A 13,777-nucleotide genomic window follows, 5' to 3' on the forward strand; every position below is an offset into this window, starting at 1 on the left:
CACATTTAATCTCCGCGGAGACGTAACGTCCTCGCGGGATCCTCTTTAGGATGCAGCTATCCGTATATACACGCCATTAGACGAAGGTATCGGTTGAGTGACTTTCGAAGAATCGTGAAGAACATCCGACCTAGAGTATCGAACCAGCTACCAAGGCAACACTGCTCGACAGCTTTAGCAGATGGACGATTTGTTCGTGGCGGATTTCCGCGTGAGGCGCAGCCGGACAGCCATGTAAACCAAAGCTGCCACCGAGTCAGCTTCCATCTTTCGCATCACATTGCCACGGTGTGCCTTTACTGTGATTTCGCTGATGCCAAGCAGATCGCCAATCTGTTTATTGGGAAGACCCAGCACGACTTGGAGCATCACTGCTCGCTCACGAGGAGTGAGACCGGCATATCGAAGCCTCAGAGCTGACATTTCTGCATCGCGAAGCAAAAGCGCTTTACTGCGATCAAGAGCCGCGTGAATCGCTCGCAGCAGAGCATCATCATTGAGGGGCTTCGTAAGAAATTCAATCGCACCGGCTCTCATCGCCTGCACGGTCATCGGGATATCGCCGTGACCGGTGATAAAAATGATGGGTGTTTCAGAACGGTCAGGTGCAATCTTTTTCTGCAGTTCCAACCCGGTCAATCCTGGGAGCGAGATGTCCAACACCAAACAGCTCGGGCCGGCCCGTCTGGGACAATCGAGAAAGGCCAGCGCAGAAACAAAAGTTTCAACATTCAAGCCTTCACGCCTCACGAGCACCTCAAGTGCTTCGCGTATCGAGATATCATCGTCAACGATGAAGACCGTTGCTGGCATATCTGGAATCTGCAACATAATGCATTCATCTTGTATGCTCGCGTGATGCACTGTCAATCGAGGTCTCGACCTCCGCGAAGCACGACTGGTCAGGGCTGTCTTACTGCCTTCCAGCTATAGTTCTGCTTTGAGCTTCGCTAGGCCCGCTTGAGAGATAAGCGTATCTTCATCGGATTTGCCTCCGCTGAAGGCCGCGATGAGGTAGCCAGTTTTGGCTCGCACGATCAAACCGCCGGTCCATTCGAACTCACCAGTCATGGGAGGCCTAATCCCGGTCCCGCTATCCTTGTGCGTATCGGCCACCTCGGCAGCTTTGGCGTAAGCGATGGCGAGTAGATTTAAGCCTTTGTCTCCAGCCGTTGGATCAACCTTATAGTTACCTACAACGGTCATCTTTGAGCTCCACGTCTGGATCGTCTCGTCTTGGAAGTACGCCACCACGGCGACCCCAGTGGCACCCAACTCATGCGCCCGTTCACTCATCGCCACAAGCGCCGCATCGGCAACGATGCCAAATTCATTCGATGCAGCCGCGGTCTTTGCTCCTTTCTGATGCGGCTGCGCGACGCTGAGTGCAGGTGAGATTAGAGCAGCGAGAACAAATGCAAGGATGTGCCGTTTCATCTTTCCTCCGAATTAAGCCTCACTCACATGCCACATTTGCAGGTGAGTTGACCCCCGCAGGGACGTAACGCTCTCGCGGAATCCTCTTTAGGATGCAGTCATCTGCATACACACACCATTAGACAAAGGTATCGGTTGAGTGACTTTCGAATGATCGAGAATATTCGACAAAGAGCATCGAATCAGCTACCAAGGCGACACCGCTCGAGAGATTTAGCATATTGGCGACTTGTTCTTGTCGGATTTCCGCGTCAAGCGTAGTCGGACAGCCATGTGAGACCAAAGACTCGCAGAGACCACAACTTGAAGCTTACAAAGGGCACGGCCCAAATCTTTCGATTGGGGCCGTGTCGCTATCCGCCTTTTATGTTTGTAAAGTAACGGGAGCAAAAGCGGCGGTAAGTTGCTGCTTTGTGCGCTCAAGAAGCTCCGGCAGGGGTACACGAGTTGTGTGCAGCAGATGAAGTGCGCCATTTATCGTCGCCGCGCCAAGAGTCTGCTCACCTTTCATACCCCGAAGGACTGCCGGCCCCCAAACTGCAACAAGCTTCAAGTCTCCGAACGTCGACTCATAGGGAAGTATCCCGACATTGGATATAGATGCTTGTTCGTTGAAATAAATCTGGATGATTTCGGCGCCCCGCTCGACGTCGATGTCCTCATCGGCAAGTTGGTGAAGGAAGTTTATGACCGCCCCGCCTCCCTCGAAGCTCTTAAGGGGAGCGAGAACGGACGGTGCAGCGCGGGCCATGTCCCAGATAGACGCGTCTGTGTGTGGGGGGAACTTGATCTGTCCGGCGATGAAAGCGAACTGAAATTGGTCTTGGAGATTAACGGCCTTGCGTAGGTCAATCGGATTGAAAATCCGGAAGTCTTCTTCACGGAAAGCCGGATTGAGTTCACGAGCGGCCAGGGCTAGGGCTCCACAAAGGACACCGTGGATGGTGGTGCCCTCCTGGCGAGCACGCTCATGCAGGCTCCGGGTCTCATCAACGGTAAGGGTCGTGCTCTTGACGTAGACCGCTTCCTCACACACGCGACTGTACTTAAAGTCGACACCCGGCGCCGAAGATGTTCTTGTGGAATAGCCGAAAATTTCATCGATAGGGACAGGTTCCGGAAGCGGTTCCAGGTGCTGGCCGGCGGCCGCTTTCAGAAGGTCGCGCAGAACGAAGATTAGAGACATTCCGTCTGCAATAGCATGATGGCTGGTCACGATCACAATCGAGCTCTCTGCTCCTGGCATGAAGACAACGCGAAGCAAGGGTCCGATTGCCGGGTCAAAGGGAGTGCGCAACTCGCGGGAGACTTCCTCTTCCCAAGATAAGCCTTCGGCGATTCGCAGAGGAATAGGGCTCCCGGTCCGGCGGAAGTGGGGTACTCGATTGAAACTAGAATCGATCGAGACAGTAAGCAGGGGATGACGCCGTTGCACTGAGTTGATGGCTTTGCGTAGTGTGTCCGCGTCAATTGGACCTTGTACTTCGCCAATGAGCGAAAAATGTAGCGTATTGCTGTGGTCTAACACCCAGAACAACTCTTCAACGCCACTGAGAGGGCGCACGATTTCTTGATTGCTTGATACAGTCACTTCTATTTCCTTTCATGGTAGGTGCCGATGGGCACAGTTAATAATGGTCCCGCCACAACTCGACGGTCAGTCTGTGAGCCTATCTTCGGTATGTACTTAGGAAGCAGTCCAGACTCTGTTCCGCTAAGGCAGCAATTGTGAGTGAGGGATTTGCGCATCCCGCAGCCCCGGAGATGAGCGTCCATCGACGACGAAGAGGTTCTTGTACCCTCCGCTTCGCCAAAGTCATTGCAAACGTCCCCCTAAGACGTGCAGGCTTTGCGGAGTACCTCTTCTATGCCCGTAAGCAGGCCGGGGATAGGTTCGGGGCTGGTGTGCGTGAGATGCAGTGATCCGTTGACTGTGACTGCTCCAAGGGTCTGCTCTCCGTCGATGCCACGTAGAGCACATGGCGCCCAGAGATCTACGAGTTGTAGAGTACCGAAGGTGCTGTCAAATGGGAGACGGCCGAGATTCGTGAACATGACCTGTGCATTGAACACATTGCGCTTGAGTTGATCCGCCTGTTCGACGGAGAGATTAGTAGATACCAACTTAGATTGCCGATCGATCATCATCGTGATGCTCTCCAGGCTTTTTACAGTAGAGAGGCCATCTTTCGCGAACCGCGCGAGATCCCAGAATGTCATCGGACCCTCTGGCGGGATCGAGATCTCACCCCCGGCGAGGGAGACCATGCATTGATCTTCAAGGCCGAGAATATCGCGGACCTCAGCGGGTGACATGATGCGGAGCGGGCTGTTACGCCAGCTTTCGTCGAGAGACCTACCTGCAATGGTGAGAGCCGCGGAGATAGCGGCATGGATCGTAACGCCTTCCAGGCGGCTGCGGTCCTGAAGAGCGATGGTCTGTTCCGGTGTGAATTTAATACCGTCTACGTAGGGCATTGCCGGGCGCTGCGCAACGAGAGCCGGCAGGCCGGGCTCGGTGGATGTCCTCTGTTCTGCTCCGAACAGAGTCTCGCGAGAGGGCATCAACGGCAGCTTTTCGAGGTCATGGCCGCTAAGAGAAAGGAGCATGTCGCGGAGTAGAAAGATGCGGGACGAACCATCGCACACGGCGTGATGGGAGGAGAGGATGAAGATGCTCCGCTTCTCCTGATAGAGAAGGACGGCACGGAAGAGAGGAGACTGATCCGGCGTGAAAGGCGCATTGATCTCTTCGGCGATCTCCTGCTGCCAGCGGGCATCGGGAGATGTGACTACACGGAGGGGGATGTGCTGGTGGGCAACGTGCCGAAAGTGAGGGACACGGTTGAAGGCTGTGTCGATGCAAACGGAGAGCAGCGGGTGGCGTCGTTGTATCGCGTCCAGCGCGTCGCGCCATTGCTGGACGGTTGTATGTCCGGCAATCTCGGCGGCAAGGGCTCCGTTGATGGGAAAATGCTGGTCGAAGAGGCAGTAGAGCTCTTCAAAGGCACCGAGGGGACGGAGAAGAACGCCGGCGAGAGGCTCAAGCGGTTGCAGTTCAGGAGAGGTCAAAGACATGATTCATTTCCTTTTCTGGTTTTTACAGTAAGAGACGCATCTCTCACTACTGTGGTGATGGCAATGGCCTTTGTCATCGACGCGACTCTGCAGATGTCATTGGATACAACCACTCATCAGTCACCGAGGAACTCCAGCATTGAAGCATTGAAGGTGCTGGGATCTTGCCAGGCCGCGAAGTGACTTACATTGGGAAGCATTACGAGCTTTGCTCCTGGAATAGTCCTCGCAAGATATTCGGTATGATCACGGGTTATAAACTCCTCGTGGTCGCCATCGGCGATCGCAATCTTAGGGCCCACTATGTGGGAGAGGTCTTGCTCTGTGTACCTCGGTTGACTCATTTGCATAGTTTCAACTGCGACATGAAGAACGTTGAACGCTTGAGGTGTGCTTGAGAGCTGGATGTAGTCCTCCTTCATTCGCCTCGCTAAGAGAGAAAGAAGTGGCGAAACAAAGGTGTTCTTTCTAAGGCCATCCGTGTTCATATTTGCACCAAATGCATATATCCTCGTTACCCGGGAAGGACACTTCATCGCCATGATGATGCTGACAATCGCCCCGTCGCTCCAGCCAACGAGGGCCGCTCTTTTGATATGGAGGTTATCCATCACCGCCACTACATCGGTTTGCATTCGCTCGTAGGAGAGCGGATACGGTCCAAGAGTACTCCTGCCATGACCACGACTATCGATGAGGATTACTTCATGATGAGAGTTAACTAGAGCAGGGATCTGATTACCCCAAGTTCGACTACTCGCTAGTCCGCCGTGGAGGAGAATAACCGGCGCACCTTTACCGACCGTTCCAAACCAAATACGAGCCTGGTCATGTTCGACGAAGCCTTGCCTGGCGAGTCTCGGAAGGGGCTGTTCCGCGGGCATGGTTTGCCATTTAGGTACCGACGGTGTTCCGCTGGAAAAGAGCGCCACGGCGAGACTACTAATCAACACACGTGCATACAACAAGAGCATGAACGTCTTCCTTTTTGTTCGTACGAAATACTTAGCTGCGCATTGCCTTCATTGCCAAGAGCAATCAATGCACGACACAGGCTCACGCCTTCGATCGCTTGCATTTCTCTTAATACGTTGGACAGTTGGAATCATCCTGACTACCCGTTTTCCCAGTATTGCGCACGAGAGAAATTGTTAGCGTGGCGAGGCGAATCCCACCTAACGTTGCGCTCGAGGTTGAAGACAAAAGAAGTATCCTGAAGAAAATACCTAGTCAAACGATGTCGACTTGTAAGGTTGATCGGAGCTTTGGCTTCCACAGTTACCCAACTGTGGAAGCCATGTTGGGCGGAGATGTCACCACGGGAGCGGTTGTCCGAGGTGGAAGAAACCGCCGGTGGGGCCGTCGACGGGAAGCGTTGCAAGCTCAGCGCTAGTCTTGCCGCCTTCGCCAATTTCCATTGGAGCTTGATCGCCGCCCATGTCAGTCTTCACCCATCCTGGATGCGCGGAGTTCACCTTAATATTGGTATCGCGCAGTTCGTATGCGAGGTGGACCGTGAAGTCGTTTAACGCAGCTTTGGAGGCGCTGTACGCGAATGTCTTGTAGTTATAGATGAAAGAGTTAGGATCGGCATTCAAAGTGAGTGAACCGAGAATACTAGACAGGTTAACAATACGGCCTGCGGGGCTCTTCTTGATGAGAGGAAGCAAGGACTTCGTGAGCGCCACCTGAGAGAAGAAATTCGTCTCGAATACTTTGTGAAGCAGGTCGAGAGGAACATCGGACGCACTGTGCTCGGGGCCGTTACCGGGGAATTTGCCCCCTGCGATGCCAGCGTTGTTGATAAGGATATCGAGGCGATCGTACTTGGAATTGAAGTAGTCGTAGGCAGCTTTGTGGTCGGATAAATTGGTCATGTCAAACTTGATCACATCGGCGTCTACGCCTGCGGTCCGCAACTTTGCGAGGGCGTCTTCGCCTTGCTTAAGGTCGCGGGAGCCGATGATGACTTTGGTTTCCGGGGATTTAAGATCGAGAGCGGTCTGAAAACCAAGGCCGCGGTTTCCACCGGTAATAAATGCGACTTTCTGAGGCATGTAGCAATTCTCCTATTTACAGTTTGATTCACAAGGGGTGAGGTGGTGCGGGAATCCGGATACTCGCGCCACCTCTGTGCAGGTAGGGGGCGGTATTACCGCCTAACATCGTCCTGTCGACCACGGCTTCAGTTATTGATCCTCCATAGGACCTCACTGATCAATTACAAATGGGTGCCTAAATACGTGCGTGTCAAAATCTTCGCTTTTGTCTCAGACCTCGGAAATATTCTTACGCTTTTGATTTGAGGATGGCGATCCCGTATCGCATGGAGAGTTGACTCTGCCCGACCTACCCGTGGAGCCATAGCTTTGCGCATCGAGATATGATCATCAATCATGAAGACCGTTGCCCCCCGCCAGATGCACTGTCAATCAACACGGTTGTTGCCGGATGTCGCGCCGCACCGTTGTAGGGTCGAATTCAATGCTTTTATTAGCATCGTGTCACTAAATGGCTTTGAAAGGCATGCCACAGCGCCCAGCTCAAGCATGCGAGAGCAGATAGCGTCGTCCCAGTGCGCGGTAATGAATATCACCGAGATAGGTCGATGCCTGAGTTTAAGTTCAGTGTGAAGCTGGGGTCCATTCATACCCGGCATCTGGATATCCAGAAGCAGACAGTGAGTAGATGCGACACATCCGGACCCAAGAAACTCTTCAGCCGAACGGAACGCCTTCGCTTCATATCCGAGTTGGCGAAGAAGGACGGGTAATGCTTCGCGGATTGATAAATCATCATCGACCACAGACACGAGTAAGGCATCATTCATTTGAGATCTCCCCTCCCACCACTTCATTCCGGCAACGCCGGGTTCACTGCATGGCTGTGGAAGTCGAAATGGGAGGTAAGAGCGTTTGAATTACGTTTGCCAAGGACGCAACCGTCGTGGTCGCGCCCCTGGCAAACTACATATGCCGGACGTACTCGCTCTTAGCCGTTGTAGGCTGCATGCCGAAGGTCTCCTGGCAGAGACCCAGCCATACCTCCGATAGCTGTATTCGTAAGTGCTACAACTGACAACTCGGCGACCGGATCGACCCAGAAATTTGTTCCGTATACGCCCGACCAGTTCCACGACCCTGGACCCAACCGAAGTCCCGCTGCAGAGGGGTCCTTAAGAACCGCGACTCCAAGCCCCCAACCGAAGCCCGGGCCTCCCATACTCATAGGCAGGTCGCCCAATGCATTAGTCGTAAATGCTGCCGCTGATTTAGGAGTAATAATGCGTCCGCCGCCCATCCTGATTGTTTCGACAAACTTCAGATAATCTCGCGCCGTACCAACCATTCCGACTCCGCCTGAAGGAAAAGCTTTGTTATTGAAGGCACGAGACGGAGAATACACAATTGCTCCTTTACCAAATTTGAATCGAAAAGAGTCGGTCATCCGGACCGGCGGTGTCTGAGAGTCTGCATAAGCGGTGGCTACAACAGTCCCTTTAGGCACGCTAAATTTCAAACTATCCAAACCCAGAGGATCTGTGATCGTTGTCTTGACCGCATCCTGAAGGCTTGCTTGAGCGACTTGTTCGATAACTCCGCCCAGAACGTCAATCGCCAGCGAGTAGCCCCAACTGGTGCCGGGCTCGTAAAGAAGGGGCGCTGAGGCCAACCGGCGAAGATTTTCCTCAAGCGTCAGTTCTCCATTATCAAGACCATCCGACACTCCAAGCTTGTGATAAATGCCATCCTCCGGCTCAAGAAAGCCATAGGTTAGACCAGCCGTATGCGTCATCAAGTGGCGGATAGTGATAACTGGTTGTTTTCCATCTTGCGTCTTCGGCATAAAATACGGCAGCCACTTGGAAACGGGATCTTCCAAGGATAGCTTTCCCTTTTCAATGAAAGAGAGACCGGTTACACAAACAAGGGCCTTCGTCATTGACGCGATTCTGTAGATCTCATTAGGTCCTACGACACGTTTGGCCTCACGATCTCCGAAGCCGGCTGTACGTTCGTAGACGACGTGGCCGCTTTTCGCAGCAACAACCGTGAGACCGACAATCTTTTGTGAGCTTATGATTTTGTCGATCGCGGCATCAAAAGCCGCTGCACGGTCCCACTGCGATCCTGCGCCCTGAGAAGCTATTTGCGCGAACGCATTGGACGGTAACAATTTCAATAACCCTCCGATTGCCGCAGCGACTACGAGTTTGCGACGTGGCAAATTGATATTTTGAACCTTAGCTATGCCTTCCATCTCCCCTACTCTCCTTCAGCGTCTGATGTTCGGACGCGACATACTTTCGTGTCCTAAGCTTTCAGTAGGCCTGAGAGGCGCTGCGAGAACAATTAGACGAAGGTATCGATATTGCAAATAATGCGCAGCGTAGCTGTGCGTAATGGGACGATGATATCGACCAATACCTTCGTATAGGTTGCAGCCCACTCAAGACGGAATAAACTTGGACCACCAGTTTTAGTTCTTCACCGAATTGCGGTAAAAGCAATCGCCGCAGCAGTAGACAAGACAGAATCGCCGGAGAGAAAGAATACAAATGACGACCGCAGCAACGCAATCAAGCCCAACGACTGTCTGGAAAATGGATCCCGCGCACTCTCGTGCAGAATTCAAAATCAGACATATGATGATCTCGAACGTGAAGGGTAGCTTTAGCGGCCTAAGCGGAACACTCCTTGAGAATACGACTGATCATTCTTGGAGCGAGATCGATGCGTCAATTGATATCAGCACATTGAACACAGGAGACGCACAACGTGACACTCATCTCAAGAGCGTCGACTTCTTCCATCAGGAACAGCATCCGGCGATGACCTTCAAGTCAACGACGGTTGAAAAGAAGGGGAATGAAGAATATTCCGTTACGGGCGATCTTACGATCCACGGCATTACAAAAGTGGTGACATTTGCAGTCGAAGGTCCCAGTGCGCCAGGAAAAGATCCATACGGCAACACCCGAATCGGTCTATCGGCGACAACGAAGATCAACCGGAAAGACTTTGGCCTGACATGGAACGCTGCCCTTGAAACAGGAGGAGTTTTGGTTGGGGAAGACGTGCAGATAGTTCTCGATGTCCAATTCATCAGAGCGTAGTTGTTTCCAGTCAAATCAAACGGGGCACAGCGCTTGCGTAGCTGTGCCCCGTTCGATTTGTGTCCGACGCAAAGACTGCACGCCAACTTGCCGCCGGAGTCAGGAACGACGTTGCTTCTAAAAAGTGCTGGAAGGCAAGCAATGAACATACATGCCGCCAGCATAGAGGTTTGCTATGGCAGGAGATGACTCCCCCAATCGGCCCCGTTCGATTCCTATGCACTTTCATGTGTGCATTTTTTGTGGAAGTGCATTTAGACGGGAGGAATTCGAGGGAAGGCCTCTTACCTCCGGCATATTTACTTGCCCAAAGTGCGGGAATGAAGGACCGCTTAACGTTGAAATTAGAAGCGCCGACCAACCATCTGACTAGCAGATTTCGTCATCCGGTGAGTGGCAATCTTGACTGAATTTTGTGACCGAGGTTATCGATCTTGCGCGACGTGGCTCGAACAAACTCTTTCACGAGACGTGATTTGGTATCGGAGCGAACTGCAAGATTTGTCACTAGGCGAAGATTTTGTTCTGACAACGGCCTCATAGTTATGCCGTCACGCGAGATGCGCCATGCCGCGCTTCGCGGAAGAAATGCAAGCGCTTGATGCTCCAAAATGAGCTCGGATACCTCTTCAGGGCTCATAACGTGAAAGATGTCTTTCGGACGTACATTCTTATCGGAGCCAGCGAGCAGAATCAAATCGTACAGGTACGGATTTGCATGACGACTGAGTAGTATCCAGTTCCGTCCCTGCATTTGCTCCATCGAAATTTCTCGATGATCCACCAGAAGATCGTCTATTGACATGGCGATGTAAAACGGATTGTCGGCTAGACGCAATAGGCTAAGTTTAGGTGTCTCGGGAATTCCGGTTGTGATAGCTGCGTCCAGATCCCCTGAAATTACATGGCGCGCCAATTCGTTTGAATAGTTGCTCCACTGCTTAATCCTCATCCCGGGAAATAGTGGCAAACGGATGGATAACAAAGTGGAAACGAGAAATGGATCGGTATAGGAAGACTTTCCTAGATTCAAAATTTCATCAGCACCGTTAAAGACGGCGGTTGCTACTGTAACGGCACGCTCGGTGTGCAAAATCGCTTCACGCGCCTCTTCGACGAACGCACGTCCAGCGTCGGTCAACTCGACAGATTGGTGGGTGCGATTGAAGAGCCGAAATCCCAACTGGTTTTCCAGTTCATAAATTTGTTTGCTCAGCGTGGACTGACCGATATGCAAGCGGTCGGCGGCACGCGAGAAATTCAAGTCTTTCGCCACAGCGATAGCGGCTTGAAGTAAGCGAACTTCGGGAAGAGCCATGACCATCCTCCTAGCTCAGCGATGGGAGACGGCGAACAGACAAACAGCGTCATTCGTCGATTACAACGTATGCATTTTAGTCCTCATGCATCTCGACTTGCTATAGACGACTATGCTCCAAAAGTTCTCGTTATTCTTGCGCGGAATAACGGTCTCCCTAATTTTCATTGGACGCGTGAGCACATCCCTCACGATCATTGGCTCAATTCAGGCATCGGCCAGAAGTTCCAATTTTCGTTTCGGGGACGACGGACTTCGACGCTTGGTTTGGAGTGATCTTTATGGCTCAGACTCATTACCTGCTTGACGCAAAGGAAGCTGCACAGATTCTTCGGATGGATAAGCGAACGCTGGTTCGCTGGGCACGTCTTGGTCAAATTCCAGCCCACCCGATGGGAGAGGGCAAACGGAAGCTGTGGCGCTTTGTAGAGCATGAGCTGCTGCAGTGGGTGGAAGCCCGAAGAATCAACTGTGAACGACGTCCGCCCACGAGTACCATGGGAGTAGCCATCAACGCTCATGCTAGGAGAACAGCATGAGTCGGTTTCAACAAGGAAGTCTCTTGAAACAAAAGCGCAAGAGCGGGCCGGACGTATGGGTGTTTCGCTGGTATGACGAGACCAGTGGCAAACGCACATACAAGAAACGTAATCTCGGGACGGTGAGAGATCTTCCGTCGCGCCGGGATGCGGAGCAGGCCGTCGCCGACTTTCGCGCCAACATCAATGTCGAGGTCAGAGTTCCTATCACGGTCTCTGAACTCATAGCCCACTATCGCAAACACGAGCTGACTGCCGACAAAAAGGCATTCGCCACTATTGAGTCAACCTCGATCTATCTGACGAACCACATCGCTCCGAAATGGGGCGAAAAGTGGTTATCCGATGTTCGGACCGTGGAAGTCGAAGAGTGGCTGCACGCCCTGCCGTACGCTCCAGCGACAAAGAGCAAAGTCCGGAACATCATGTCCGCAGTGTTCAACCATGCCATCCGGTATGAGTGGACGCATCGCAACCCCATCACCAAGGTCCGGGCCTCGTCAAAGCGCCTGCGCGAACCGGATGTTCTGACACCTGGCGAATTTTCCGCCCTAGTGGAAGAACTACCGCTGCGTGTAAAAGCGATGGTAATCCTGGCTGGGAGTACGGGGTTGCGGCGGTCGGAACTGGTTGCCCTCACATGGCGAGATGTCGATCCGCTCCTGATGCAGATCAACGTCCTTCGTTCATGTGTGCGGGGTCGCTTCGGAGATACGAAAACCGAGGCCAGCCGCAAACCCGTTCCACTGCACACGTCGGTCGTCGAATGCCTCGATGTCTGGAGGAAGGAATCCCGCTACAACGGCGAGGACGATTTTCTCTTTCCATCGCTTCGGAATGAGGGAAGAACGCCGGTCACTCCCGACATGATTCTGAAGAAGATCATTCGCCCCGCACTCGTCCGGGCGAAAATCATGGGCAAAAGGATCGGATGGCACAGCTTCCGTCACTCTTTGGCAACCAACCTGAGAGCGGCTGGAGCCGACCTGAAGACAGCCCAGGAACTCCTGCGTCACGCGAACTCGCGGATCACTCTCGATCTCTACACACGAGCGATCTCAGCGAACAAACGTGAGGCCAACAATAAAGTGATGGAGATGGTAATTGAGGCCGGCAAGACTAGGCTTTCAGCACCCTCGCCAGCACCCTCGCAAAGGGAACCGCTGATGTTGGAAGGCAGCAAAAAAGGTGCCGGAAACTCTCAGCACCCTTCAGCACCCTCGCGGGTTAAAACTAAGATTGTCACTGTGCCATAAACCATTCATTTTCTTTGGTTTATGGCGGGGACGACGGGGCTCGAACCCGCGACCTCTGCCGTGACAGGGCAGCGCTCTAACCAACTGAGCTACGTCCCCAAGCTTGACCCTTTGGTCTCACTGACTGCAACTCTTCGAGTGTAGCAGAACCACCCGATTCTCGTAAAACCTGCGGCGTGGAAAACTCGTGCATTAACTAGCTAACGCGCGAGTTACGTATCGCAGACACAAAGCCCATATCCATAGAGATTCCGCGCACGCACTGCAGTAAATTATTCGCAATCGCAGGTAGCTTTTGCGCCGTCACGCGGAAGGACGGACCGGAAATGCTGACGGCGGCAATAGGTTGTCGCTGCGCATCGAGCACCGGAACTGCGATGCATCGCAACCCTTCCTCCAACTCTTCATCATCGACCGCATATCCGCGGCGACGCGTCTTTTCGATCTCAGCGCGAAGAGCTTCAGCGGTGGCGATAGTACGATGCGTAAACCGCTCGAAGCGGGTACGGCGGATCACTTCAACAATGCGTTCTTCAGGCAAAAACGCCAGAATAGCTTTACCAACGGAGGTGCAATGCACCGGATTGCTCGCACCAACTCTAGTGATCATTCGAACCGAACGCGCTGGCTCGATTTTATCCAGATAAATGACATGTGCCTGCTCCAGGATGCAGAGATGAGCAGTCTCCTCGGTCTCATTGACCAGCTTGCGAAGATGAGGCTGAGCGCGATCCCGCAGGTCATATTGTTCGATGGCACGGTTTCCAAAATCGAACAGCCGCAGTCCAAGGCGAAACTTGCCGTTCACCGTTCTTTCCACCATGTGGTGTCGTTCCAAAACCATCAAAAAACGATGAGCTGTGCTCTTGTGCAGGCTCAGCGATGAGGCAACCTGTGCCAAGCCAAGAGGAACATCACTCTCGCCCAACAAATCAAGTACTGCAAATGCGCGGTCTAGGGCCTGAACTTTGTATGTTCCCTGCGGCGGGGTGTCTCGCAATGTGGTCCTCCATCTCGGTGGGTGAACTCATCT

General features: G+C 52.9%; 13 protein-coding genes and 1 tRNA gene. 3 read left to right on the plus strand and 11 right to left on the minus strand.

What is annotated here, in order from left to right; all coding sequences use genetic code 11:
• Positions 1 to 174: 174 nt before the first annotated feature.
• From OHL19_RS20340 to OHL19_RS20375, 8 genes are all read right to left on the minus strand, one after another.
• Entirely contained in the window at positions 175 to 831 is a 657-nt protein-coding gene (locus OHL19_RS20340) for a response regulator transcription factor (protein ID WP_263359670.1), read from the minus strand.
• Between the two features lie 96 nt (positions 832 to 927).
• Entirely contained in the window at positions 928 to 1,437 is a 510-nt protein-coding gene (locus OHL19_RS20345; RefSeq protein WP_263359671.1) for a hypothetical protein, read from the minus strand.
• A 364-nt stretch (positions 1,438 to 1,801) separates the two neighbouring features.
• Positions 1,802 to 3,028 (minus strand): phthiocerol/phthiodiolone dimycocerosyl transferase family protein, encoded by a 1,227-nt coding sequence (locus OHL19_RS20350; RefSeq protein WP_263359672.1) that lies wholly within the window; start codon positions 3,026 to 3,028, stop codon positions 1,802 to 1,804.
• 242 nt (positions 3,029 to 3,270) lie between these two features.
• Positions 3,271 to 4,515, minus strand: a complete 1,245-nt coding sequence (locus OHL19_RS20355; RefSeq protein WP_263359673.1) for a condensation domain-containing protein — start codon at positions 4,513 to 4,515, stop codon at positions 3,271 to 3,273.
• A 116-nt stretch (positions 4,516 to 4,631) separates the two neighbouring features.
• Positions 4,632 to 5,489, minus strand: coding sequence for an alpha/beta fold hydrolase (locus tag OHL19_RS20360; RefSeq protein ID WP_317890601.1), 858 nt, complete (start codon positions 5,487 to 5,489; stop codon positions 4,632 to 4,634).
• A 339-nt stretch (positions 5,490 to 5,828) separates the two neighbouring features.
• Positions 5,829 to 6,572: an SDR family oxidoreductase gene (locus OHL19_RS20365; protein WP_263359674.1), complete on the minus strand. Its 744-nt coding sequence runs from the start codon at positions 6,570 to 6,572 to the stop codon at positions 5,829 to 5,831.
• Between the two features lie 371 nt (positions 6,573 to 6,943).
• Entirely contained in the window at positions 6,944 to 7,345 is a 402-nt protein-coding gene (locus OHL19_RS20370) for a response regulator (RefSeq protein ID WP_263359675.1), read from the minus strand.
• A gap of 161 nt (positions 7,346 to 7,506) precedes the next feature.
• Positions 7,507 to 8,775, minus strand: a complete 1,269-nt coding sequence (locus OHL19_RS20375; protein ID WP_263359676.1) for a serine hydrolase domain-containing protein — start codon at positions 8,773 to 8,775, stop codon at positions 7,507 to 7,509.
• 298 nt (positions 8,776 to 9,073) lie between these two features.
• Between OHL19_RS20375 and OHL19_RS20380 the strand changes: the two genes are divergently transcribed.
• Positions 9,074 to 9,631 carry a YceI family protein gene (locus tag OHL19_RS20380; protein WP_263359677.1) on the plus strand — a complete coding sequence of 186 codons (558 nt, stop codon included), beginning with the start codon at positions 9,074 to 9,076 and terminating at the stop codon, positions 9,629 to 9,631.
• Between the two features lie 382 nt (positions 9,632 to 10,013).
• Here OHL19_RS20380 and OHL19_RS20385 read toward each other — a convergent pair whose 3' ends face one another.
• Positions 10,014 to 10,949 carry a LysR family transcriptional regulator gene (locus tag OHL19_RS20385; RefSeq protein ID WP_263359678.1) on the minus strand — a complete coding sequence of 312 codons (936 nt, stop codon included), beginning with the start codon at positions 10,947 to 10,949 and terminating at the stop codon, positions 10,014 to 10,016.
• 281 nt (positions 10,950 to 11,230) lie between these two features.
• Between OHL19_RS20385 and OHL19_RS20390 the strand changes: the two genes are divergently transcribed.
• Both OHL19_RS20390 and OHL19_RS20395 read left to right on the plus strand, forming a co-directional pair.
• Positions 11,231 to 11,488: a helix-turn-helix domain-containing protein gene (locus tag OHL19_RS20390; RefSeq protein ID WP_263359679.1), complete on the plus strand. Its 258-nt coding sequence runs from the start codon at positions 11,231 to 11,233 to the stop codon at positions 11,486 to 11,488.
• Positions 11,485 to 12,744, plus strand: a complete 1,260-nt coding sequence (locus OHL19_RS20395) for a tyrosine-type recombinase/integrase (RefSeq protein ID WP_263359680.1) — start codon at positions 11,485 to 11,487, stop codon at positions 12,742 to 12,744. The genes OHL19_RS20390 and OHL19_RS20395 overlap by 4 nt, the downstream gene beginning before the upstream one ends.
• Before the next feature lie 22 nt (positions 12,745 to 12,766).
• Here OHL19_RS20395 and OHL19_RS20400 read toward each other — a convergent pair.
• Positions 12,767 to 12,843 (minus strand) — tRNA-Asp (locus OHL19_RS20400).
• 97 nt (positions 12,844 to 12,940) lie between these two features.
• The gene (locus OHL19_RS20405) at positions 12,941 to 13,744 is read right to left on the minus strand and encodes an IclR family transcriptional regulator (protein WP_263359681.1); all 804 of its coding nucleotides are present in this window, start codon (positions 13,742 to 13,744) and stop codon (positions 12,941 to 12,943) included.
• Between the last annotated feature and the right edge of the window lie 33 nt (positions 13,745 to 13,777).

Origin of the sequence: Acidicapsa ligni (assembly GCF_025685655.1) — a bacterium.
Lineage (GTDB): Bacteria > Acidobacteriota > Terriglobia > Terriglobales > Acidobacteriaceae > Acidicapsa > Acidicapsa ligni.